Raw genomic sequence first — 21,789 nt, forward strand, 5'->3', positions numbered from 1 at the left:
CGACGTTAACGTGCGGTTTTGTACGTTCAAATTTTTCTTTAGACACGGCTATATTCCTTACTATAGTGCTCTCCCCTTATAGAGAGAGCACGGGATTTTGGTTTTTAACCTGCGGCTTATTTACCGCGGGCTTCGATTACGGCCTGAGCAACGTTGTTCGGCGCATCATCATACTTCAGGAATTCCATAGAGTAAGATGCACGACCTTTGGTCAGAGAACGCAGCTGAGTTGCATATCCGAACATTTCAGACAGCGGAACTTCAGCATGAATCTGAACACCAGTAGCGTTAGATTCCTGACCTTTCAACTGACCACGACGACGGCTAAGATCACCGATGACGTCACCAGTGTTCTCTTCCGGCGTTTCTACTTCAACCTTCATGATCGGCTCAAGCAGAACAGGTTTCGCTTTCTTAAAGCCATCTTTGAAGGCGATAGAAGCAGCCAGTTTAAACGCCAGCTCAGAGGAGTCAACGTCATGGTAAGAACCGAAGTGCAGACGCACGCCCAGATCAACAACCGGATAGCCAGCCAGCGGGCCAGATTTCAGCTGTTCCTGGATGCCTTTATCAACGGCCGGGATGTATTCGCCAGGAATTACACCACCTTTGATGTCGTTGATGAACTCGTAGCCTTTCGGGTTTGAACCCGGCTCCAGCGGGTACATGTCGATAACAACATGACCGTACTGACCGCGACCACCAGACTGCTTAGCGTGTTTACCTTCGATATCGGTAACTTTCGCGCGAATCGCTTCACGGTAAGCAACCTGAGGTTTACCGACGTTCGCTTCAACGTTGAATTCACGCTTCATGCGGTCAACGATGATGTCGAGGTGCAGCTCACCCATACCGGCGATAATGGTCTGGTTAGATTCTTCGTCAGTCCATACGCGGAAAGACGGGTCTTCTTTAGCCAGACGGCCCAGAGCCAGACCCATTTTTTCCTGGTCAGCTTTGGTTTTCGGTTCTACCGCGATGGAGATTACCGGCTCAGGGAATTCCATACGCTCCAGAATGATCACGTGGTCTGGATCACAAATGGTGTCACCAGTTGTCACATCTTTCAGACCGATCGCAGCCGCGATATCGCCCGCGCGAACTTCTTTGATCTCTTCACGCTTGTTGGCGTGCATCTGTACGATACGACCAAAACGTTCACGAGCCGATTTCACTGGGTTGTAAACAGTATCACCGGAGTTAACCACGCCAGAGTACACGCGGAAGAAGGTCAGGTTACCCACGAACGGGTCGGTAGCGATTTTGAATGCCAGAGCAGCAAACGGCTCTTCATCGCTAGCGTGACGCTCAGCCGGAGTATCTTTACCGTCGTCCAGAATACCGTTGATCGCAGGTACGTCGATTGGGGATGGCAGGTAATCAATTACCGCATCCAGCATCGCCTGAACACCTTTGTTCTTGAACGCAGAACCACAGGTTACCAGGATGATTTCGTTGTTCAGAACGCGCTGACGCAGAGCAGTCTTGATCTCTTCTTCAGTCAGTTCTTCACCACCGAGGTATTTCTCCATCAGCTCTTCTGAAGCTTCTGCAGCGGACTCGATCAGGTTCTGGTGCCATTCTTCAGCCAGTTCCTGCATGTCTGCCGGAATATCTTCATAAGTGAAGGTTACGCCTGCGTCTTCTTCGTTCCAGTTGATGGCTTTCATTTTCACCAGGTCAACAACACCGGTGAAATGTTCTTCAGCACCAATAGCCAACTGCAGCGGAACAGGGTTCGCGCCCAGACGGGTTTTGATCTGACCAACAACTTTCAGGAAGTTCGCACCCATACGGTCCATTTTGTTAACGAACGCAATGCGTGGAACTTTATATTTGTTAGCCTGACGCCATACGGTTTCAGACTGCGGCTGAACACCACCAACTGCGCAGTAAACCATTACTGCACCATCAAGCACACGCATGGAACGTTCTACTTCGATTGTGAAGTCAACGTGCCCCGGGGTGTCGATGATGTTTACGCGATGCGGTTCATACTGCTTGGCCATACCAGACCAGAATGCAGTAGTCGCTGCGGAGGTGATAGTAATACCACGCTCCTGCTCCTGTTCCATCCAGTCCATGGTGGCTGCGCCGTCATGAACTTCACCGATTTTATGGTTTACACCGGTGTAGAACAGAATACGTTCGGTAGTAGTGGTTTTACCGGCGTCGATGTGCGCACTGATACCGATGTTACGGTAGCGCGCGATGGGTGTTGTACGAGCCATTTGATTCCTCGTTTATCTTTTAGGCGTTCAATTTAAGTAGCCCAAAGCGGGCTGCTTACAAGAAGCGCCCGCCTGGTGACTATTACTCCGAAGGGATTACCAACGGTAGTGTGCGAACGCCTTGTTGGCTTCTGCCATACGGTGAACGTCTTCACGTTTCTTAACTGCAGTACCTTTGTTTTCTGCAGCATCAGAAAGTTCGTTCGCCAGGCGCAGAGCCATGGATTTATCACCGCGTTTACGAGCAGCTTCAACGATCCAACGCATTGCCAGAGCATTACGACGAACCGGACGGACTTCAACTGGTACCTGATAAGTAGAACCACCAACGCGGCGAGACTTAACTTCGACAGTCGGGCGCACGTTTTCGAGGGCTACTTCAAAGGCTTCCAGGCCATCTTTACCAGAGCGCTGAGCCAGGGTCTCCAGGGCGCTGTATACGATGGTTTCTGCAGTAGATTTTTTACCATCTACCATCAGGATGTTTACAAATTTAGCCAGCAGCTCTGATCCGAACTTAGGATCCGGCAGAATTTTACGCTGACCAATGACGCGACGACGTGGCATGGGAATACTCCGTTGTTAATTCAGGATTGTCCAAAACTCTAAGAGTTTAGTTTGACATTAATATAAAACGTTTGGCCTTACTTAACGGAGAACCATTAAGCCTTAGGACGTTTCACGCCATACTTGGAACGTGATTGCTTACGGTCTTTAACGCCGGAGCAGTCAAGCGCACCACGAACGGTGTGGTAACGAACACCCGGAAGGTCTTTTACACGACCGCCACGGATCAGGATCACGGAGTGTTCCTGCAGGTTGTGACCTTCACCACCGATGTAGGAAGTCACTTCAAAACCGTTAGTCAAACGCACACGGCATACTTTACGCAGTGCGGAGTTTGGTTTTTTAGGAGTGGTGGTATATACACGGGTACATACACCACGTTTCTGCGGGCAGGCTTCCAGCGCAGGCACGTTGCTCTTTGCAACTTTGCGTGCGCGTGGTTTGCGTACCAGCTGGTTAACTGTTGCCATTAAATAGCTCCTGGTTTTAGCTTTTGCTTCGTAAACACGTAATAAAACGTCCTCATACAATATGAGGACGCAGAATTTTAGGTCGGTGTCGAAAAGGTGTCAAGAAATATACAACGATCCCGCAATTACCAGGCAATCTGGTTGGGATGCTTCACCGTAAGTCTGACGAAGTCAGTATAGCTAACCCTGACGACACTGTCTGAAATTTGACCACCCAACCCGCGAGCCTTAATGTCTTCTTCCAGTACATAAACCTTAATGGAGGCATTTTGCAGCGTTTCAAGGAAACGGCTGCCTTCTATGGCTGCAGTCACGCCGTCCTGAAGCAATAAAAGCTCATCGTCTGCGCCAACAAGACGCAGCAGGGAGGAGAAGTCAGTCAGCCACGGTGAGCGATGTAGAGTATGCAGCATGCGCGTTTAGAACCTCATAATGACGTCATAGTTGCCCAGTTCACGGCGCAGTTCTTCAGGTTCAAGTACCGTCGCATCGACAACGAATGTCATGTCCGTATCAAGGCCACGTTCGCGCAATGAGGCAGCGCACAGCCAACATTGTTCTATATCGTACAGCCCCAACAATTTGAAGGTCGCAATATAGTCCCGTGCCAGAATGAGATCAGGTTTTTGCTCTGGCAGGATTTGGAAGACGCCGTCCCCGATAAAAAAGACGCCGAGATCTTCTGTTAGTGCTGATGTCGCCAGTAGTGCATCCAGACCTTCACGGCCCGATGCGCTCCCGTGAGGCACGGTGGAAAATACAAAAGCGATTCGATTCATTAGAACTGCACCACGCGATCGCACGTCAGGGATGCCTCAGCGAGCGAACCCAGCCCACTAAGGTTAAAACCCGCTTGTAAATTAGCCCCAGCCAACGCCAACCTCTCTGCTTCAGTTTCATCAACAACGCCGCGGCGTAGCGCCGCTGCCACGCAGATATTTAGCTCTACGCCATGCTGTTGATTAAGCTGTTGCCAGGCGCGAACCAGATCAAATTCATCACTGGCGGGCGACGTCAGCAGATTGGCGTTATACACGCCTTCACGATAGAAAAAGACACGGCTTAACTCATGACCTTCTTCAATCAATGCGTGAGCAAATTGCAATGCGCTGCTCGCCTGCTGCGTACCATAAGCAGGTCCAGTCACGACGATAGCAAAGCGCATTACTTGTCTTGCCCCTGGAAATCACCGCTCTTGAACTGGCGAATATAAAGATAAACCGTGTGCTTGGAGATGTTCAGGCGGTCAGCAACCTGGTTAATAGCATCTTTGATATCGAAGATACCTTTCTCATACAAGTTCAGGACAATCTGACGATTCTTCGCATTGTTGGAGACGTTACGATCGGCATTCACTTCTTCAATCGTGAACTCCAGCGTCTGGGTAACCAGATCTTCCACTGATGAGGCGAAGTTCACGGCAGAACCCACTTCTGGGGTTTCCGGTGGAATAAAGGTATTCATTATCTGCGAGAAAGGAACATCAAGGTTCATATTGATACACAGCAGACCAATTACGCGATGCTCACGGTTGCGAATGGCAATCGTCACCGACTTCATCAAGACACCGCTTTTCGCACGTGTGAAGTAACACTTCGACACGCTGCTATCCGCACCCGTCATATCATGCAGCATGCGCAACGCCAGATCGGTAATCGGTGAGCCAATTTTACGACCCGTATGTTCACCGTTAGCAATGCGAATAGCCGAGCATTTCAAATCCTGCAAAGAGTGCAATACGATTTCACAATGGGAACCAATGAGCATCGCCAACCCGTCCACTACCGCTTCGTAGGATTTAAGGATATCGAAGTCGGTTTGATCGAAAGGACGTTGATCCAGCAAATCTAGCTCACTGGTTTCGTTGGTTAAAAGCGACCTGGACATGAAAAAAAGCACTCCTTTTCAGGAGCCTGTCGTTATGTTGTCAGGGCAGGCTCATCACTATTAGGGGCATCTAAAGTAATACAGCGCACGAGGCGCTTTCCAGTATTAATTATATCCTGTCGATAATAAAAAACCGCCGCCCTGTGGGCGGCGGTTTTAGGTAACTTATTTTTTGCTGCTGTCTGCAGCTTTTTCAGCCGGGGCAGCATCTGGTTTAGCGTCGGCTTTCGGGGCCGGTTTGATGTCCAGCAGCTCAACATCAAACACCAACGTGGAGTTTGCCGGGATACCCGGAACGCCGGTTTTGCCATATGCCAGATCCGGTGGAATAACCAGCTGGATTTTACCGCCTTTCTTGATGTTTTTCAGACCTTCGGTCCAGCCTGGGATAACACCGTCAAGACGGAAAGAGAGCGGCTCACCACGCGTGTAAGAGTTATCAAACTCTTTACCATCGATCAGTGTGCCTTTGTAGTTCACTACAACGGTATCGCTGTCTTTCGGTGCTTCACCAGTACCTGCTTTCTCTACTTTGTAGACCAGGCCAGTAGAAGAGGTTTTAACGCCTTTCTCTTTAGCAAACTTCTCGCGGTACACTTTACCTTTGGCTTCGTTATCAGCCGCGTCTTTTTCCATTTTCGCCTGAGCGGAAGACTTCACGCGCGCTTCGAACGCCTGCAGGGTTTGCTCGATTTCCTGGTCGGACAGCTTGCTCTTATCAGCAAACGCGTCCTGAACACCAGCGATCAGCTGGTCTTTATCCAGTTTGATGCCCAGTTTTTCCTGTTCTTTCAGGGAATTTTCCATGTAACGACCCAGAGACGCGCCCAGCGCGTAAGCAGATTTTTGGTCGTCATTTTTGAATGCGGCTTTGCTGTCAGCAGTAGCGGCTGGTTTCGCAGCATCGGCGGCGAAGGTGATCGGGGCATGTAGAGCTACGGCCATCGTGGTCGCCAGCAGCGTTACTTTAAACAGTGATTTCATCCATCTCTCCAGGGCCGGGGCATCTCACCCCAGGGTTAACTAACACAAAAATGTACTATAAAGCGTTGCAGAACAAATCAACATACGGGCACGCCCTATTATCACCACTTTTCAGACTCTTTTTGTTTAAATTAGTTTCGTTGCGAAGGAATGAGTGCTGTGCAAACAGACAAAGTTGAGTAAAATTCGCCGCAGTCCGCGATCTGCCGGAAATAACAGAAGAGGTGAATCATGCAGGATACAACGATGGAAACCCGCCTGGCTGAGCTGGAAAGTCGCCTGGCATTTCAGGAAATCACCATTGAAGAACTCAACGTGACGGTCACCGCTCACGAACTGGAAATGGCTAAACTGCGCGATCATCTGCGTCTATTGACGGAGAAGCTTAAAGCAACGCAGCCATCCCATATTGCGTCGCAGTCTGAAGAGACGCCACCACCGCATTATTAAGACGTAAAAAAAGCGGGGTTTCCCCGCTTTTTTTGTGCCGGATGACGACGTAAACGTCTTATCCGTCCTACGGTAGGCCTGATAAGCGTAGCGCCATCAGGCAATCATACCGATTAGTGGCAACCGCAGCCGCCGCCGTTACCTTTGCCTTTACCGCCGCCACCGCAGCAGCCTTCGCCGCCGTGTTCATGACCATGATCGTGGTCATGGCCGTGACCGCCGCAGCAACCATCGTGACCATGTTCGTGATCGTGGTCATGGCCGTTTGCACCGTGAACGTGGCCGTGAGCCAGTTCTTCTTCGGTTGCTTCACGGATAGCGATAACTTCTACGTTGAATTTCAGATTCTGGCCAGCCAGCATGTGGTTACCGTCAACCACGACGTGGTCGTCTTCCACTTCGGTAATTTCTACCGGTACTGGACCCTGGTCGGTTTCCGCCAGGAAACGCATGCCAACCTGCAGTTCGTCAACGCCCATGAAGACGTCTTTCGGCACGCGCTGCACCAGGTTTTCATCATACTGACCGTAAGCGTCGTTTGCGCCAACAGCAACATCGAATTTATCGCCAACTTCGTGACCGTCCAGCGCTGTTTCCAGGCCAGAAATCAGGGAACCGTGACCATGCAGGTAGTCCAGCGGTGCACTCACCGGAGACTCATCAACCAACACACCGTCTTCTGTACGTACCTGATAGGCCAGGCTGACCACCAGGTCCTTTGCTACTTTCATGATATCTCCTGAGCATGGAAAGAATAGTGGCGCAGATTGTAGCGGAATTCTGCACCTGTGTACCCTCTAGCTTAAAAAAAGCTGCGGCATATCGCTAGTCCGGATGAAAAATCCCTATTACTTGCTCTTCTTTGCGAACGTGCTCGCGGGCTTCTTTATCCGCTTCCCGCATCTGGTGACCACACTTAACACACTCAACAATATCGATATTATTTTCGCGCCACATCGCCAGTGAATCCTGCGCCTGGCAGGATGGGCATTTTGCACCTGCAATAAAACGTTTACGAATTGCCATGGTTATCCTCTACTCAAATTCATCCCAGCCGTCCGGCTGACGTCGCTCTCGCTGCATTTCACGCTGGAAAATCTCTTCCAGTTCGCGCCTGGCTTCTCGGGCTCGAGAGATTTGTACCGTATCTGTGTGGATAGGGATCAGCTCCCGCAACATGCTCATGTCCAGCCGACGAAAATGCAGCTGGGCACGCTGCGCCTGATGCGGGTGCATCCCCAATGACACCAGCGTTTTTCGCCCCAACTCCAGTGCGCTGGAGAAGGTTTCGCGGGAAAACTGTGTCACACCAGCCTGTATTAACTCATGCGCCTCTACACGTCCGCGCGCGCGCGCAAGAATATGCAAATGTGGAAAATGCTGTTGGCACAATTCCACTAACTTCATCGTATCTTCGGGTTCGTTACAGGTAATGACGATCGATTGTGCCGCTTCTGCACCAGCAGAACGTAACAATTCCACCTGCGTGGCATCGCCGTAATACACCTTATAACCGTATTTACGCATCAGGTTCACCGCGCTGATATCCCGCTCCAGCACGGTAATACGCATTTTGTTCGCCATCAGCAAACGCCCAATTACCTGACCAAAGCGGCCAAATCCCACCACAATCACCTGCGGCTTATCGTCTTCCACCCAGGGTTTTTCATCTTCTTCATCCGGGCCGTTAATCTGGCGGGAGAGCCATTTATCAATCAGCTTCATCAATAGCGGCGTGGTCATCATCGATAGCGTGACGGCCACCAGCAGCAGCGCCATTTGATCGCCCTGAAACAGTCGTTGCGAGGACGCGGTTGAAAACAATACGAACGCGAACTCGCCCCCCTGGCTTAATACTCCGGCAAACTGCATCCGTTCCGAACTTCTCATGCCATTCAGGCGCGCCAGCACATACAGTACCAGCGCTTTAACCACCACCAGCACAATAACGCTTACCGCCACCCACAGGATATGGGTATACAGCACGCCAAGATTGAGCGACATCCCCACAGAAATAAAGAACAGCCCCAACAGCAGCCCCTTGAAGGGATCGATAGCCGTTTCCAGCTCGTGACGGTATTCGCTTTCCGCCAGCAACACGCCGGCGATAAACGTTCCCAGCGCCATCGACAGCCCCAGCGCGTCCATGAATAAAGCAGAACCGAGCACCAACAACAGCGTGGCGGCAGTAAACACTTCCCGCACGCCGGAATCCGCAATAAAGCGGAAAACGGGGCGCAGCAAATAGCGTCCACCAATCAACATGCCAGCAAAAGCCAGCACCTTCATGCCCACTTTGATCCAGTCAAAATGCTCATCGGCAGAGCCCGCCAATAACGGCACCAGCGCCAATGCTGGGATCACCGCCAGATCCTGAAACAGCAGTACCGAAAAGCCCAGCTGTCCGGATTCGCTGCGGTTCATCCCCTTTTCCCGCATCAACTGGAGCGCCATCGCAGTGGACGACATCGCCAGACCAATCCCTCCCACCACGGCTGCTTGCCAGGAGAAGTGGGTCAGCATCAGCAGCCCGGCCAAAATCACCGCGCTGAGCATCACCTGCGCGGCTCCGACGCCAAAGATAGAGCGCCGCAGTTGCCACAGTTTGGCCGGGTTAAGCTCCAGCCCAATAATGAACATCAGAAAGACCACACCCAGCTCGGAGAAATGGAGAATTTCATCCACATCGCTGATGAATCCTAATCCCCACGGCCCAATCGCCATCCCTGCAAGTAAATACCCTAACACCGGGCCGATACCCAGTTTTGACGCCAGCGGCACCGCCGCTACCGCCGCGAAGAGGAACAGCACTCCCGCAGTCAATAAATCAGAACCTTCCATCAGCGGCCTCCCGCAGGGATTGGATTTGCCAGCCATTCACCATACGCTTTGGCATGGCTGTCCAGTTCCTGCTTCGTTTGCCGTCTGGCCCAGTAAACGATGATGGGGCTCATCCAGTGCATTCGACACATACCGGCTGTCAGCTCAAAGGGGCGCAGCACATCGCTCATTGGATAGCGGTTCAGCGCGTCATAACGGTACGCGCTTTCGGGTTCACCGGTGGTGATGACGCTCCGCCAGTACTTTCCCGCCAGCTGATTTCCTCCCAGCCCACTGGCAAACCCACGACTCAGCACACGGTCAAACCACTCTTTGAGCAGCGCTGGACAGCTATAGGTATACAGCGGATGCTGAAAAACAATCACATCATGGTCACGCAGCAGCGCCTGCTCATGCGGGATGTCGATAAAAAAATCAGGATAGTGCGCATAAAGATCGTGCACGGTAACATTACTGAGCTGCATGGCCGGTTTAAGCAGCACCCGGTTCGCGACCGAGTCCTGAGATTCCGGATGGGCATACAGCAGCAAAACTTTCGCTGGCTGGAACATCATCCCCCTCCCGGTTATGTCTTTGTCTATTTTCGGCGTTTTGGGCTACCATTGCGCCTCGGTGCGGCAAACCGCCCACACATTACATTATCATAATGATAAATTAACATAGTCTGAACATACGGCGCCTTATGATTGTTTTCTCCTCGTTACAAATTCGTCGCGGCGTGCGCGTCCTGCTGGAAAATGCCACGGCCACCATTAATCCAGGTCAGAAAGTGGGCCTGGTGGGTAAGAATGGCTGCGGTAAATCTACCCTGCTGGCATTGCTGAAAAATGAAATCAGCGCCGACGCTGGCGGGTTTACATACCCAGGTAACTGGCAGCTCGCTTGGGTAAATCAGGAAACGCCCGCGCTTGCTCAGCCTGCGCTGGAATACGTCATTGACGGCGACCGCGAGTATCGTCAACTGGAAGCACAGTTGAACGAGGCCAACGAACGTAACGACGGGCATGCGATTGCCACCGTGCACGGCAAACTGGACGCCATCGACGCCTGGACCGTGCGCTCGCGTGCCGCCAGCCTGCTGCACGGCCTCGGTTTTTCTAACGAACAACTTGAACGCCCGGTCAGCGATTTCTCCGGTGGCTGGCGTATGCGTCTTAACCTGGCTCAGGCGCTGATTTGCCGTTCTGACTTGCTGCTGCTTGATGAACCGACCAACCACCTCGATCTCGACGCCGTAATCTGGCTGGAAAGATGGCTGAAAAGCTATCAGGGTACGCTGATCCTGATCTCCCACGACCGTGACTTCCTCGATCCGGTGGTGGATAAGATTATTCATATCGAACAGCAAACCCTGTTCGAGTACACCGGGAACTACAGCGCGTTTGAAGTACAGCGTTCCACTCGCCTCGCGCAGCAACAGGCGATGTACGAAAGCCAGCAGGAGCGCGTGGCGCATCTGCAAAGCTATATCGACCGCTTCCGGGCGCAGGCCACCAAAGCCAAACAGGCGCAGAGCCGTATCAAGATGCTGGAACGCATGGAGCTGATTGCCCCAGCCCATGTTGATAACCCGTTCCACTTCAGCTTCCGCATACCCGAAAGCCTGCCTAACCCACTGCTGAAAATGGAGAAGGTCAGCGCAGGTTATGGCGAGAACATTATTCTCGACTCCATCAAGCTGAACCTGGTGCCAGGGTCACGCATCGGCCTGTTAGGCCGTAACGGCGCGGGTAAATCCACACTGATTAAACTGTTGGCAGGAGAACTGGCACCTATTAGCGGTGAAATCGGTCTGGCGAAAGGTATTAAGCTCGGTTACTTCGCCCAGCATCAGCTGGAGTTTTTACGCGCGGATGAATCGCCCATTCAGCATCTGGCCCGCATGGCGCCACAGGAGTTAGAACAGAAGCTGCGTGATTACCTCGGCGGCTTCGGCTTCCAGGGCGATAAAGTCACCGAACAGACCGCTCGCTTCTCGGGGGGTGAAAAGGCACGACTGGTACTGGCGCTTATCGTTTGGCAGCGTCCGAACCTGCTGCTGCTCGATGAACCGACTAACCACCTGGATCTCGACATGCGCCAGGCACTGACCGAAGCGTTGATCGATTTTGAAGGCGCACTGGTGGTGGTGTCGCACGACCGTCACCTGATTCGCTCCACCACCGACGATCTCTATCTGGTTCATGATAAAAAAGTTGAGCCGTTCGACGGTGATCTGGAAGATTATCAACAGTGGCTGAGCGACGTACAAAAGCAGGAAAGTCAGAGCGATGAACCGGCAAAAGAGAGCGTCAACAGCGCCCAGGCGCGTAAAGACCAGAAGCGCCGTGAAGCCGAACTGCGCACCCTAACCCAGCCGCTGCGTAAAGAGATTACCCGTCTTGAAAAAGAGATGGAGAAGCTGCAGGCACAGCTGGCACAAGCGGAAGAAAAACTCGGTGACAGCGAGCTGTACGACCAAAGCCGCAAGGCCGAACTGACCGCATGTTTACAACAGCAAGCCAGCGCTAAATCAGGGCTGGAAGAGTGTGAAATGGCCTGGCTGGACGCGCAAGAGCAACTTGAGCAGATGCTGCAGAACGACTAACCACGAAAGGCGGACGATGAACTTATCAATCACCGATGATATTACCTTCCGCAAACTGACCATCTTCATGACCTTTATGGAGAAGGGCAACATCGCCCGTACCGCCGAGGCGCTGGATATCAGCGGCGTGAGCGTGCATCGGGCGCTGCATACGCTGGAAGAGAACGTTCGTTGTCCGCTGTTTGTACACAAAGGGCGTAACCTGATTGCGCAACCGGCGGCGTGGACGCTGCTGGAGTACTGTCAGGAAGTGACCCAGCTGATGGAACGTGGGCTGGAAGAGACGCGCAAAACGGCGGGCGTCGGTCAGGGCCGTCTGCGTGTCGGCACGCTCTACTCGTTAACGCTGGAAACGGTGCCACGCCTGATTATGGGTATGAAGCTACGTCGTCCGGATCTGGAAATGGATCTGACGATGGGATCAAACGAAGCCCTGCTGAATATGCTGGAGAGCGGTACCCTGGATGCGATTCTGATCTCGATCTCTGAAAGCGAGATCGACCGTAACAGTCTGGAAGTGTTGCCGCTGTTCCACGATGACATCTACCTTGCTGCACCGATCACGGCAGCGCTGGATCCCAGCAAAACAGCGGATCTTCGCAATTATCGCAATGAGAAGTTCGTCTCGTTGGCGGAAGGCTTTGCCACCTATGCGGGCTTCCAGGAAGCGTTTCATGTCGCCGGGTTTGAGCCTTCAATCGTCACTCGCGTGAACGATATTTTCTCGATGCTCAGTCTGGTGCAGGCAGGGGTTGGATTCTGTTTGATGCCAGGGCGAATGAAGAAGATGTATGAGAATACCGTGAAGCTGCAAAAGCTGTCCGAGCCCTATCAAATGCAGCAACTTATCGCGATTGTCTTTGCCCGCAACCGCGAGCGCGACCCGAGTTTGCTGGCGTTAGCTGCCGAAGGGCGGATGTATGCGCGGAGTTTGAAGAGCGGAGCCTGATTGCCGGATGGCAACGCTAACGCGTTTTATCCGGCCTACCGATTTTGTAGGCCCGATAAGCGCAGCACCATCAGGCAATACCACTATGCACGCAGCCGTTTCGCCAGATGTACAGCAACGTCCACGCCGCTGCGTTCGAGCGAAATTGACTCTCCTTCCCACGCCGCCTGACGCGTCAGGCAGGTCAACACACCGCCGGGTGGCATTTCAATCGCCAGCCGGGCTTCACGCTCATTGGCGGAGACCACCGCCTCCTGCCAGCGCACGGTGCGCGCCATATTCATCGCCAAATCGTCAGCAATGCGCTCCGGCTGCCACAGCACGCGTCCAGTGCTGCCGCTGAGATAAGCGTAGCGAGGACGAGAAAGTGTCACCTGGCTAAACGCCTCTGCCAATTTTTGCGCAGGTTCTGCCAGGAGTTCGCAGTGTGACGGTACGCTAACCGCCAGACGATGTGCTTTGCTCGCCCCTTTCTCCAACGCCCGTTTTGCCACTCCAGCCATTGCCTCATCAGTCCCGGCAATCACAATCTGCGTTTCGGCATTGAGGTTGGCGATATACGTTCCGCTACCCGCCACCAGCGATTCCACCTGCGATAACGTCAGCCCCATGATCGCCGTCAGGCCGTAGCCATGTGGATAGGCCTGCTCCATCAAATCACCGCGCAACGCCACCAGTTTAAGCGCGTCGGTAAAGTCGAGCGCCCCGGCCACCACCGCTGCCGGATATGCACCAATCGACAGCCCGCTCACAATGTCTGGTGAAACGCCGCGACGTTCCAGCTCGCGCGCCCAGGCAACCCCGGCAATCAACAGCGCTAACTGTACCGCCCGGGTGTGTTGCAATGCGTCAGGGGAATCCAGCGTATCCGCTTCTGCACCCAGCACTTCACGTGCCAGCGCCAATTCCGTTCCCGGCAGGTTATGCAGCATCTCTGGTTGCTGGGTTCCCTGTCCCGGAAAGGTGAACAGAATTTTCATTTACTCCTCCCTGCTCCACGGGTCGCTCACCAACCGCGGCCCCTGCGATGTTTTTAACAGTGCCCTGCCGTCGCGCAGCCATTCGTTTAGGGCAAACGCGCCATACGGCGTTTCTACCTGAGTGTCCGCACGGCACAGACCGTCCGTGAGCTGTTGCTGCCATTTTTCCAGCACCTCGCGTGATAGCGCCTGCGGGGCACGGATCAGCAAATCCAGATCGCTACTGGCATGAATCACCGGGATCCCGGTCGCCAGCGCATAACCGGTGCTGCCGGTAATACCCCATGTCCACGGCCACGCTTGCTGTGACAGCAACAAAGCCACCTGAACCGGTGGCTGAGAGATAAACGGTGAACGCAGCATCGCCTGCGGGTCAACCAGCGACTCCGGGGTACAGACGCGGGTGACGGCATCAGGGTTAACCCAACCCGCCGCCCGCTGACAGCGCTTCATGCCGCGCACACCGACGGGGATACGCCCCGCCTCGTCAACATCACGCCGCACAACCACCGGCAGGCCGGTATGCCAAACGTCATCCACCCAGGATTCCGTGGTCTCTTCCAGCGCGTCACGCGCATTCAGCCAGATAAGATCGTGTGGGCGTAATGTTGAGGTCATGATTTACATTCCTGAAGTCAGCGAGATAAACAGCGGCAGCGACAGGATACACAGGACTGAGCTCAACAGCAGCACGGCTTCTGCATCCGGCGACTGCACGCCAAAGCGGTTACCGAACACCACACCGAAGAAACCGGCAGACAGCGCAATCATCAGAATAGCGGTAATGGCTACGGAGCCATGCAGACCGAAGATAAGCACGATGCCCCAGGCAATTGCAGGCTGAATCAGCAGCTTGGTAATAGTCGATGTAATAACCACGGTATTGATCTGCAGTTTACGGGCAGACAAGATAACCCCGGTCAGGAACAGCGCGGCGGCGGTTGCAGACAGGCCCAGCGGTTTAATGGCCGCCAGTACCAGTTCCGGCATTTTGATGCCGATAGCCGAGAGAATAACCCCCAACAGCGGGCCCATCACGATAGGTTTCTTGATAGAGCGCCACATCAATACCGGCAGCATTGACAGTGTGGAGCCGGTATTTCCACCTGCTGCCAGCGCTTTTTCACGCTCCAGAATCAGCAGGCAGAACGGCGTCATCAGCACGGAACCGCAGGCAATAGACACGGCAACCGAAAGCGACGTTGATGACGCTTCACCGAGGACGCTACCAAGAATCGGCAAGCCAAGCGCCGCGTAGTTTGGCAGCGCGACGGTCAACGTCAGCACGGCGGCATCCTGCGGAGATTTTTTGAAGACTTTGGTCGCCATAAAGTAGATGACAGCATAGGTAATCCACATTGCCAACGTCAGCACCACAATCAGCGGTGACTGCGCAACAATACCGGCCCATGGGGTTTGTACCGTCGCGCTAAACAGCGCAGCGGGTAAAGCAAAGTCCATCACGAAGATATTGAGTAGGGAGACGTTTTTGTTGTCCACCATTTTGGCCTTCCCGGCCCAGAATCCTAGTAGCATGATGACGAAAATCGGAGCAAGAGCATGAACAATTACGTAAGTCATAATTCACCTGTAATATAAAAAAAAGTAGCACTGACGCGATGATTATTATTTTTCAGATGCAGTGGCCCACGCGGGCGCAACGTCTGCGCCCGCAAAGTCTTACATCTGGCAGGTCTCTTTTTACTTACCAGCTTGCTCGCATACGTTCGCGTACGAGGGCAGAGCTGCGGCGATTGTCAGCGCCCAGACGGCTTTTCAGCGTTGGATCCTGACGAGCGTCATTGATGGCCTGTTGCAGGGTGTTTTTAACCTGCGTCAGATCGTTTGCAGATGGCGCATCTGGGTTGCTGATATCCAGCAGATTTTCCAGCAACCCCAGCGTGGCGTAGTTGCTGATGTCGTACGCCATTGGCGGAATGGTTGCCGCCAGTTTTTCCAGCGCCTCAACGGAACGCAGCGTGATACGCGCGGCAGATTCTTTACCCATCGCATGAATCAGCACACCTTTGTCGTTGAACGCAATCAGACGGTTTGCCTGGTAACCGTGTGCCAGGAAGGCACCGGACATGGCTTTACCGACAATCAGGCCAATGACCGGGTGGCCCGCCAGACGCGCATTGGCATACGCCGCCGCCGCACCGGCCAGCGCCTGGTGAATACCGAAGCCTTCTTCACGACGACCGTATGCCTGGCTTGGCACATCAATCACCGCCACAATCGGACGTTTTACCGCGTTATTGGCGTCGGCTGCGATGGTCTCGCTCACCACTTTCGCCAGTGTCCAGCCTTCCAGCAGACCGACTTCACCGCCAGCAGCACGTGGGTAATGGTTATTGGCATCCGGGACAACGGCAATAAAGCGCACCGTTTCACCGTTCAGTTCACCATCAGCGGCCTGTACGGACGGACACAGCCCGGCAATACGTTTAGCGTTCGGTACGAGGGTTTCCAGCCATAATTCGCCACGGCTTATTGAGTTACTCATCATTTCACCTCCCGGGCGAAAAGCGCATGAATCTGTTCGGTATCGGCCTGTTTACAGGTGTCAAAACTCGTTAAGCGGTCGAGATACCAGTCGTAGTTATCGGTGCGGTGTTTTGCCGGTACGCCTTTTGCCAGCGCGTCGTTCATTGCCGCTTTCACGGCGTTCACGCCATCGCCGACCAGCGCTTCCACCAGCCCGCTTTGGTAGCGAATTTCACCACCGGTCATGCTCCAGATAAACGGACGGTCACGGGAGTCATACTCTTCAATCCCCGCTTCCTGCTCGATAACCTGCGGGCCGTTCAGCCCCAGACGCGCTTCACGGGTCACAATCAGGTAGCTACACAGTGCCGCAGCGATAGACATCCCGCCAAAGCAGCCCACGGTACCGGCGACAATGCCGACTACCGGGGTGTAACGACGCAGGTCAACAATCGCCGCATGAATATCGGCAATCGCCGCCAGGCCAAGGTTGGCCTCCTGCAAACGCACGCCGCCGGTTTCCAGGCTTAAAACAGCCTGAGTTGGGATGCCGTTGCGGTTATCTTCCGCCGCCAGCTCCAGCGCCGCCGCCATTTTGGCACCGGACACTTCACCCATGCTGCCACCCTGGAATGCGCCTTCAATCGCCACCACCACGGCCGGTTTGCCGTTGATGGTGCCTTTAGCAACGACCATGCCGTCATCCGACTGCGGAACGATGCCCTGCGCGCCAAGCCAAGGCGACATCACGCCATCAAATGGGTCGAGCAGTTCGCGGTAGCTGCCTTCATCAAGCAGCGCGTGGGCACGCTGACGTGCTTTTAATTCGATAAAACTGCTGTCATCACGCATGGCTCACCTCTTCAAATACCTGTTCGATACGAATACGTGCAACACCTGGGGTTGCGCCAAAGTCGTGGATCGTCAGTTTTCCTGCAGGCAGGCTGCTGACCGTTTGCAGACGGTTCAACAACGCTTCCCAGCGACTACGGCTGTTATCGACAGAAGTGGTGATATCAATGGTTAACGTCTGGCTCTGGTCGGCGGTGAATAACACCTCCATATCCCCGGAGCCCACGACGCCTGCCAGCGCTTTACCGCTTAAGGTGCGGCTGGCCGGTACGGTTAACGTAATGTGTTCCATAACATCCTCTTAATACTTCGTGTATAGGGCGAATCGATGCGGTCGATGAACAAGGTGGCGGCGAGTAAATCTGCTGCCCCGCCCGGCGAGGCGTTCAGCGCCAGCATATGGCTATCGAGTGCGGCCAATGCCGCCTGACCTGCTGGATGAGCGCTGCCGCCAGCATTCAGCACCGCGCGGGCACCGTCCTGCATGGCATCCAGCCCTTCCATACCTGCGCGAGACAGCACGCAGGTATCAGTCAGCGAGGTCATGATCGCCATCAGCGCGTCGAGTCTGGCGTGCGTTTCACTGCTGCCGTTAAACCGGCTTAAACGCAGTTGCGGCAGCGCACGCTGCATCACATGCGGAAAAGCCTGCTGTGCCTCTTCACGTGCACCCGGCACCTGATAACGGTGCGTCGCACGCAGCCCTTTGCTGAACACTTTGGGTGCGGCGGCATCCGGCAGTTTTGCCAGCTCGGCGGCAGTCGCCGCGACCTGCTGTGCACTCGCGGTGCCACCGTGCATTGCCACCGCGCTCACCAACAATCCCAGTGCCCAAATCGCGCCACGGTGGGTGTTCACACCGTCCGTGGCCGCCATCATCTGTTGCTCGCCTTCGCGACCGAGTCGCCCTATGGTTTGTCTGAGCGCAATATCCGCTGGACGCTGCCAGCTTTGTTGCGCCAACGACTGAAATGTAGAGGTCAGGCTGTGCGCAGAACGCTCCATTAACGCAAGCGACAAGTCGTGATGCGCGCCATTCCCCCGACTGTCCACCAGACCGGGTTTCGGGCTGAGTCGCGCTTCGTCAATCAGACACTGCGTGGCAGTTTGCGCCAGCCATTCGGCACCGCCTTCAACCTGAATCGGGGACAGAAGTTTCATTACCAGCTCCGGAATTTCGCAGGTGGGTTGTAAAGACCGCCAGACCATTCAACGAGATCGGACACGCTACCGGCGGCCAGCAGAGAACGGGTCGCGTCGGTACGACGAATGCCCATATCTTCTGGATACACCACCTTGCCACTCTGACGCAGTTCAGCGACGCGTTTCGCATCAACGCCCAGACCGATGTCGGTGATCCCGGCAACCGCAGCCACCATCGCCCGGCGCTCTTCAAGATCTTTTGCCCGGTAGAGGTAAGCGATCCCTTCTTCGGTCAGGACGTGGGTGACGTCATCGCCATAAATCATCACCGGTGCCAGCGGCATCCCGGAGGTTTTGGCGACTTCAACCGCATCAAGTTTCTCGACGAAGGTCGGTTTCACACCGGCCTGGAAGGTTTCCACCATCTGAACAACCAGTTTTTTACCGCGCTGCATTGGGTCAGGTTCGGTAATCATGTTCAGCCAGGCAGGTGTTGCATGACGACGGCCGTGCGGGTCATGGCCCATGTTTGGTGCGCCGCCGAAACCAGACAGGCGTCCACGGGTCACCGTTGAGGAGTTGGCATAGCCATCAACCTGCAAAGTGGAACCGATAAACATATCGACCGCGTACTGACCCGCCAGCTGACAGAAAGCACGGTTAGAACGCATTGAACCATCGGCACCGGTGAAGAACACGTCTGGGCGGGCACGGATGTACTCTTCCATCCCTAATTCACCGCCGAAGCAGTGCACGCTTTCAACCCAGCCGCTTTCGATAGCAGGAATCAGCGTTGGATGCGGGTTCAGCGTCCAGTGTTTACAGATTTTGCCTTTCAGACCCAGCTGTTCGCCGTAGGTCGGCAACAGCAGCTCGATTGCCGCAGTGTTAAAGCCGATACCGTGGTTGAGCGACTGGACCTGGTGTTCTGCGTAGATACCTTTAATGGCCATCATCGCCATCAGGATATGTTCTTGTTTGATCAGGCGCGGGTCACGGGTGAACAGCGGTTCAATGAAGAACGGCTTATCGGCGACGACCACGTAATCAATCCATGAGCCCGGAATATCAACGCGCGGCAGGTCGCATTCATCGTCGACCAGTTCGTTAACCTGCGCGATGACGATACCGTCATGGAATGCGGCGGCTTCAACCAGCGCCGGGGTATCTTCGGTACTCGCCCCGGTGTAGAGGTTACCTTTGCGGTCGGCTTTGAAACCGGCAATCAGCGCCACGTTTGGTGACAGGTCAACATACAGACGGGAGTAAAGTTCGATGTAGGTGTGGATGGCGCCAATTTCCAGCTGACCATCTTCCAGTAGCTGCGAAATACGCAGGCTTTGGGTACCGGAGAAAGAGAAGTCCAGCTTGCGAGCGATACCTTTTTCGAAGATATCCAGATGCTCGCTGCGTCCGACGCTTGGCATAATCATGTGCAGGTCGTGCACTTTTTGCGGGTTAACTTCAGCCAGCATGCGAGATAAGAAATCTGCCTGCTTTTGGTTATTCCCTTCTAATACCACGCGGTCACCCGGCGCGATAAGTAATTCCAGCATCGCGGTCAGGTCTGCGGTCGGCAGAACCTTGCCCTGCACCGGAACGGAAGCCAGACGCCGCTGTTTTTCTGTGCGGCGGGTGTTCCAGACTCGAGCTGGCGTTTGCCCAGATAACATTATTAACCTCCTGATTCAGCGAATCATTTTTGATTGCTTAACACTGGAAAGAGTGTGCGCTCTGGTGAGAAATTCATCAATTAAGCGTAGGCGTGAATCATTAGCTTGAGAGTAATAATTGAAGTAACGATTTGTGATGAGGATCAATTTAAGCGGGGTAAGTAAAGCGGGTATCGCTACCCGCTTGTAGGAAATTATTTTTGCGCCGCCAGGCGCTGGCGGATATCGTCGAAATGTTGACGGTGATATAGCTTACCGTCGAGGAAGCGGGTTTTCAGCTCGCCTTCCTGCTCCTGTTGCCAACGTTGTTCATCATGCAGTCGTAACTCGCCCTGCTCATCACGTGCAACGCGCAGCAGCCCGCGGGCAGAGCGTTTCAGACCATTGTCGGTTTTCGGCTCCTTAAAGATGGTCCGGCCTTTACCGTTCACTTCTCCCCACGTCGCTTTCATCGCAAAGCCAAAGGTATCTCGCGTGTTGTACTGATAGGTAAACGATCCCACCCCGAACACCACGTTTGAGCTGGCAAAGCCTTTAGCCTCGAGGCGACGCAAGATTTCATTCGCCCGCTCCAGCGTAATGGAGTCGCCATAAATCAGCCCTACATGCGGGTCGAGCACCTTATACCCTTTGGCGTTTACCGTACCGCCAAAAATCTCCCACAGCACCTCCACGGAACCTTTTTCCTCTGGCGTACGTTCGGCACGGTTATCGTCATCTAGCCCAGTGCCACACAGAATATCGACCGGGTTACCGCTGTCCGGGCGGAACACCACCCGCCCCTCACGCGCCAGAATGATGTGCTTCAGTTCCCGGGTATACTCCGTCAGCACCTGCCAGTAGTCCCAGGTATCGGAGACTATCGACACAAATCCTTGCGGGTACAGATCGGCAATCAGACGACGGAAGGTTTCGATCTCGTGTTCACGCTCGCCCATGCACATCACGCTGTGCTCGGTGGCTGGAATGCTGGCGCCGATGAAATACGCCTCGCCGTCGGTGTAGTAATCACGGGCGTACAGCAGCGACGGAATACTGTCGGTGCCTTTAAAACTCAGCAGATGCCCGCCGCCCGCCTGCATGGTGTCCTGCAATCCTGACATACCGCGAAACGAAAAGTCATGGCACTGGAAGTCAAGGTGCGTCATATCGCTACAGGTTTTTTCTGCCCAATGCGCACAGATTTTGCGGTAGTGATGCGCGATGGTGGCATTGGTTGACGCTTTCCACAGCTCAGCCGACAGTACCGTCTCGAGGTAATTCACCAGCCAGAAAAACTCAGGTTGAGTATTGATGATGGTTAATACCGGCACCGCCATCGGGACTTTGCTGCCTTCATCCAGTGCTTTAATGTGCAACGGCAGATAGCCCAGCTGGTGCAGCGCACGAATGTGATCAACCGCCACGACATCTTTTCCCAGATACCCGTCCATCACCTGTTTGTATTCACTGACCACCTCTTCCTGCGGTCGGGCAAAGAACGCCTCGTTAAACAAATCAACCAAAAACCACTGCAAAAAGCCCTGCAGACCGAAGAACACCAGCTTGCCATCCGGCAACGGCGACGAGAAAAAGCGATCGCTGCGCGGGGTAAAGTTGGAATAGACCCGGCTGGTGCCCTGCGGATACTGCACGCGGTGAGACACTTTGTAGCCATCAATAGCCAAGATTGGATTCATTTTCATAAC

General features: G+C 54.1%; 24 protein-coding genes. 3 read left to right on the plus strand and 21 right to left on the minus strand.

What is annotated here, in order from left to right; translation table 11 throughout:
- Positions 1 to 116 precede the first annotated feature (116 nt).
- The 8 genes from fusA to fkpA form a co-directional block, all read right to left on the minus strand.
- Positions 117 to 2,231, minus strand: a complete 2,115-nt coding sequence (gene fusA / locus FDX22_RS27755; protein WP_096759315.1) for an elongation factor G — start codon at positions 2,229 to 2,231, stop codon at positions 117 to 119.
- Positions 2,232 to 2,327: 96 nt separating this feature from the next.
- On the minus strand, positions 2,328 to 2,798 hold the full coding sequence (rpsG, locus tag FDX22_RS27760) for a 30S ribosomal protein S7 (RefSeq protein ID WP_016154763.1): 471 nt from the start codon (positions 2,796 to 2,798) through the stop codon (positions 2,328 to 2,330).
- Between the two features lie 95 nt (positions 2,799 to 2,893).
- Positions 2,894 to 3,268, minus strand: a complete 375-nt coding sequence (rpsL, locus tag FDX22_RS27765; protein WP_003023654.1) for a 30S ribosomal protein S12 — start codon at positions 3,266 to 3,268, stop codon at positions 2,894 to 2,896.
- Between the two features lie 125 nt (positions 3,269 to 3,393).
- Positions 3,394 to 3,681, minus strand: coding sequence for a sulfurtransferase complex subunit TusB (tusB, locus tag FDX22_RS27770; protein ID WP_115257339.1), 288 nt, complete (start codon positions 3,679 to 3,681; stop codon positions 3,394 to 3,396).
- Positions 3,682 to 3,687: 6 nt separating this feature from the next.
- Complete coding sequence (tusC, locus tag FDX22_RS27775) at positions 3,688 to 4,047, minus strand: sulfurtransferase complex subunit TusC (protein ID WP_146718083.1); 360 nt, start codon at positions 4,045 to 4,047, stop codon at positions 3,688 to 3,690.
- A complete protein-coding gene (gene tusD, locus FDX22_RS27780) occupies positions 4,047 to 4,433 on the minus strand; it encodes a sulfurtransferase complex subunit TusD (protein WP_115257337.1) in 387 nt (128 codons plus the stop codon). The genes tusC and tusD overlap by 1 nt, the downstream gene beginning before the upstream one ends.
- Positions 4,433 to 5,155, minus strand: coding sequence for a transcriptional regulator (locus FDX22_RS27785; RefSeq protein ID WP_003023643.1), 723 nt, complete (start codon positions 5,153 to 5,155; stop codon positions 4,433 to 4,435). Before FDX22_RS27785 ends, tusD begins: the two co-directional genes overlap by 1 nt.
- Positions 5,156 to 5,320: 165 nt before the next feature.
- Positions 5,321 to 6,139, minus strand: coding sequence for an FKBP-type peptidyl-prolyl cis-trans isomerase (gene fkpA / locus FDX22_RS27790; protein WP_115257336.1), 819 nt, complete (start codon positions 6,137 to 6,139; stop codon positions 5,321 to 5,323).
- A 231-nt stretch (positions 6,140 to 6,370) separates the two neighbouring features.
- On the opposite strand from fkpA, the gene FDX22_RS27795 reads away from it, so the two are divergent.
- Positions 6,371 to 6,589 carry a protein SlyX gene (locus tag FDX22_RS27795; protein WP_003023639.1) on the plus strand — a complete coding sequence of 73 codons (219 nt, stop codon included), beginning with the start codon at positions 6,371 to 6,373 and terminating at the stop codon, positions 6,587 to 6,589.
- 113 nt (positions 6,590 to 6,702) lie between these two features.
- Here FDX22_RS27795 and slyD read toward each other — a convergent pair whose 3' ends face one another.
- The 4 genes from slyD to kefG all read right to left on the minus strand — a co-directional run bounded on the left by slyD (position 6,703) and on the right by kefG (position 9,981).
- Positions 6,703 to 7,320 carry a peptidylprolyl isomerase gene (slyD, locus tag FDX22_RS27800; RefSeq protein WP_115257335.1) on the minus strand — a complete coding sequence of 206 codons (618 nt, stop codon included), beginning with the start codon at positions 7,318 to 7,320 and terminating at the stop codon, positions 6,703 to 6,705.
- Positions 7,321 to 7,414: 94 nt separating this feature from the next.
- The gene (locus FDX22_RS27805; RefSeq protein WP_005121675.1) at positions 7,415 to 7,615 is read right to left on the minus strand and encodes a YheV family putative zinc ribbon protein; all 201 of its coding nucleotides are present in this window, start codon (positions 7,613 to 7,615) and stop codon (positions 7,415 to 7,417) included.
- A gap of 9 nt (positions 7,616 to 7,624) precedes the next feature.
- Positions 7,625 to 9,430 (minus strand): glutathione-regulated potassium-efflux system protein KefB, encoded by a 1,806-nt coding sequence (gene kefB, locus FDX22_RS27810; RefSeq protein ID WP_117342445.1) that lies wholly within the window; start codon positions 9,428 to 9,430, stop codon positions 7,625 to 7,627.
- Positions 9,430 to 9,981, minus strand: coding sequence for a glutathione-regulated potassium-efflux system ancillary protein KefG (gene kefG, locus FDX22_RS27815; RefSeq protein WP_135912833.1), 552 nt, complete (start codon positions 9,979 to 9,981; stop codon positions 9,430 to 9,432). The genes kefB and kefG overlap by 1 nt, the downstream gene beginning before the upstream one ends.
- Before the next feature lie 131 nt (positions 9,982 to 10,112).
- Here kefG and FDX22_RS27820 point away from each other — a divergent pair, with 131 nt between their 5' ends.
- Both FDX22_RS27820 and FDX22_RS27825 read left to right on the plus strand, forming a co-directional pair.
- Complete coding sequence (locus FDX22_RS27820) at positions 10,113 to 12,017, plus strand: ABC transporter ATP-binding protein (protein ID WP_115257332.1); 1,905 nt, start codon at positions 10,113 to 10,115, stop codon at positions 12,015 to 12,017.
- A gap of 16 nt (positions 12,018 to 12,033) precedes the next feature.
- The gene (locus FDX22_RS27825) at positions 12,034 to 12,966 is read left to right on the plus strand and encodes a LysR family transcriptional regulator (RefSeq protein WP_117342446.1); all 933 of its coding nucleotides are present in this window, start codon (positions 12,034 to 12,036) and stop codon (positions 12,964 to 12,966) included.
- Between the two features lie 83 nt (positions 12,967 to 13,049).
- Here the strand turns inward: FDX22_RS27825 and mdcH are convergent, their stop codons facing one another.
- The 9 genes from mdcH to FDX22_RS27870 all read right to left on the minus strand — a co-directional run bounded on the left by mdcH (position 13,050) and on the right by FDX22_RS27870 (position 21,786).
- On the minus strand, positions 13,050 to 13,946 hold the full coding sequence (mdcH, locus tag FDX22_RS27830) for a malonate decarboxylase subunit epsilon (protein WP_146718084.1): 897 nt from the start codon (positions 13,944 to 13,946) through the stop codon (positions 13,050 to 13,052).
- Positions 13,947 to 14,564 (minus strand): malonate decarboxylase holo-ACP synthase, encoded by a 618-nt coding sequence (locus tag FDX22_RS27835; RefSeq protein ID WP_146718085.1) that lies wholly within the window; start codon positions 14,562 to 14,564, stop codon positions 13,947 to 13,949.
- A 3-nt stretch (positions 14,565 to 14,567) separates the two neighbouring features.
- Positions 14,568 to 15,527, minus strand: a complete 960-nt coding sequence (locus FDX22_RS27840; RefSeq protein WP_115257328.1) for an AEC family transporter — start codon at positions 15,525 to 15,527, stop codon at positions 14,568 to 14,570.
- Between the two features lie 124 nt (positions 15,528 to 15,651).
- Positions 15,652 to 16,452 (minus strand): biotin-independent malonate decarboxylase subunit gamma, encoded by an 801-nt coding sequence (gene mdcE, locus FDX22_RS27845; protein WP_117342448.1) that lies wholly within the window; start codon positions 16,450 to 16,452, stop codon positions 15,652 to 15,654.
- Positions 16,452 to 17,285: a biotin-independent malonate decarboxylase subunit beta gene (locus FDX22_RS27850; protein ID WP_146718086.1), complete on the minus strand. Its 834-nt coding sequence runs from the start codon at positions 17,283 to 17,285 to the stop codon at positions 16,452 to 16,454. The genes mdcE and FDX22_RS27850 overlap by 1 nt, the downstream gene beginning before the upstream one ends.
- Positions 17,278 to 17,577, minus strand: a complete 300-nt coding sequence (mdcC, locus tag FDX22_RS27855; protein ID WP_062775705.1) for a malonate decarboxylase acyl carrier protein — start codon at positions 17,575 to 17,577, stop codon at positions 17,278 to 17,280. The genes FDX22_RS27850 and mdcC overlap by 8 nt, the downstream gene beginning before the upstream one ends.
- Positions 17,559 to 18,446, minus strand: coding sequence for a triphosphoribosyl-dephospho-CoA synthase (locus FDX22_RS27860; RefSeq protein ID WP_146718087.1), 888 nt, complete (start codon positions 18,444 to 18,446; stop codon positions 17,559 to 17,561). Before FDX22_RS27860 ends, mdcC begins: the two co-directional genes overlap by 19 nt.
- Positions 18,446 to 20,101: a malonate decarboxylase subunit alpha gene (gene mdcA, locus FDX22_RS27865; RefSeq protein ID WP_062775702.1), complete on the minus strand. Its 1,656-nt coding sequence runs from the start codon at positions 20,099 to 20,101 to the stop codon at positions 18,446 to 18,448. Before mdcA ends, FDX22_RS27860 begins: the two co-directional genes overlap by 1 nt.
- A 194-nt stretch (positions 20,102 to 20,295) precedes the next feature.
- Positions 20,296 to 21,786: a nicotinate phosphoribosyltransferase gene (locus tag FDX22_RS27870; RefSeq protein ID WP_117342450.1), complete on the minus strand. Its 1,491-nt coding sequence runs from the start codon at positions 21,784 to 21,786 to the stop codon at positions 20,296 to 20,298.
- Positions 21,787 to 21,789 lie beyond the last annotated feature (3 nt).

The sequence above is a fragment of the Citrobacter sp. TBCS-14 genome, assembly GCF_005280805.1.
Lineage (GTDB): Bacteria > Pseudomonadota > Gammaproteobacteria > Enterobacterales > Enterobacteriaceae > Citrobacter > Citrobacter gillenii.

What these genes read in the sequence shown, in the direction of transcription:
- FDX22_RS27820 (WP_115257332.1), top strand. Translation starts at nt 10,113, where the DNA reads ATGATTGTTTTCTCCTCGTTACAAATTCGTCGCGGCGTGCGCGTCCTG.
- kefB (WP_117342445.1), bottom strand. Translation starts at nt 9,430, where the DNA reads ATGGAAGGTTCTGATTTATTGACTGCGGGAGTGCTGTTCCTCTTCGCG.
- tusD (WP_115257337.1), bottom strand. Translation starts at nt 4,433, where the DNA reads ATGCGCTTTGCTATCGTCGTGACTGGACCTGCTTATGGTACGCAGCAG.
- FDX22_RS27805 (WP_005121675.1), bottom strand. Translation starts at nt 7,615, where the DNA reads ATGGCAATTCGTAAACGTTTTATTGCAGGTGCAAAATGCCCATCCTGC.
- rpsG (WP_016154763.1), bottom strand. Translation starts at nt 2,798, where the DNA reads ATGCCACGTCGTCGCGTCATTGGTCAGCGTAAAATTCTGCCGGATCCT.
- FDX22_RS27835 (WP_146718085.1), bottom strand. Translation starts at nt 14,564, where the DNA reads ATGACCTCAACATTACGCCCACACGATCTTATCTGGCTGAATGCGCGT.
- rpsL (WP_003023654.1), bottom strand. Translation starts at nt 3,268, where the DNA reads ATGGCAACAGTTAACCAGCTGGTACGCAAACCACGCGCACGCAAAGTT.
- kefG (WP_135912833.1), bottom strand. Translation starts at nt 9,981, where the DNA reads ATGTTCCAGCCAGCGAAAGTTTTGCTGCTGTATGCCCATCCGGAATCT.
- tusB (WP_115257339.1), bottom strand. Translation starts at nt 3,681, where the DNA reads ATGCTGCATACTCTACATCGCTCACCGTGGCTGACTGACTTCTCCTCC.
- slyD (WP_115257335.1), bottom strand. Translation starts at nt 7,320, where the DNA reads ATGAAAGTAGCAAAGGACCTGGTGGTCAGCCTGGCCTATCAGGTACGT.
- FDX22_RS27785 (WP_003023643.1), bottom strand. Translation starts at nt 5,155, where the DNA reads ATGTCCAGGTCGCTTTTAACCAACGAAACCAGTGAGCTAGATTTGCTG.
- FDX22_RS27870 (WP_117342450.1), bottom strand. Translation starts at nt 21,786, where the DNA reads ATGAAAATGAATCCAATCTTGGCTATTGATGGCTACAAAGTGTCTCAC.
- tusC (WP_146718083.1), bottom strand. Translation starts at nt 4,047, where the DNA reads ATGAATCGAATCGCTTTTGTATTTTCCACCGTGCCTCACGGGAGCGCA.
- fusA (WP_096759315.1), bottom strand. Translation starts at nt 2,231, where the DNA reads ATGGCTCGTACAACACCCATCGCGCGCTACCGTAACATCGGTATCAGT.
- FDX22_RS27840 (WP_115257328.1), bottom strand. Translation starts at nt 15,527, where the DNA reads ATGACTTACGTAATTGTTCATGCTCTTGCTCCGATTTTCGTCATCATG.
- mdcE (WP_117342448.1), bottom strand. Translation starts at nt 16,452, where the DNA reads ATGAGTAACTCAATAAGCCGTGGCGAATTATGGCTGGAAACCCTCGTA.
- FDX22_RS27850 (WP_146718086.1), bottom strand. Translation starts at nt 17,285, where the DNA reads ATGCGTGATGACAGCAGTTTTATCGAATTAAAAGCACGTCAGCGTGCC.
- fkpA (WP_115257336.1), bottom strand. Translation starts at nt 6,139, where the DNA reads ATGAAATCACTGTTTAAAGTAACGCTGCTGGCGACCACGATGGCCGTA.
- mdcC (WP_062775705.1), bottom strand. Translation starts at nt 17,577, where the DNA reads ATGGAACACATTACGTTAACCGTACCGGCCAGCCGCACCTTAAGCGGT.
- FDX22_RS27860 (WP_146718087.1), bottom strand. Translation starts at nt 18,446, where the DNA reads ATGAAACTTCTGTCCCCGATTCAGGTTGAAGGCGGTGCCGAATGGCTG.
- mdcA (WP_062775702.1), bottom strand. Translation starts at nt 20,101, where the DNA reads ATGTTATCTGGGCAAACGCCAGCTCGAGTCTGGAACACCCGCCGCACA.
- mdcH (WP_146718084.1), bottom strand. Translation starts at nt 13,946, where the DNA reads ATGAAAATTCTGTTCACCTTTCCGGGACAGGGAACCCAGCAACCAGAG.
- FDX22_RS27825 (WP_117342446.1), top strand. Translation starts at nt 12,034, where the DNA reads ATGAACTTATCAATCACCGATGATATTACCTTCCGCAAACTGACCATC.
- FDX22_RS27795 (WP_003023639.1), top strand. Translation starts at nt 6,371, where the DNA reads ATGCAGGATACAACGATGGAAACCCGCCTGGCTGAGCTGGAAAGTCGC.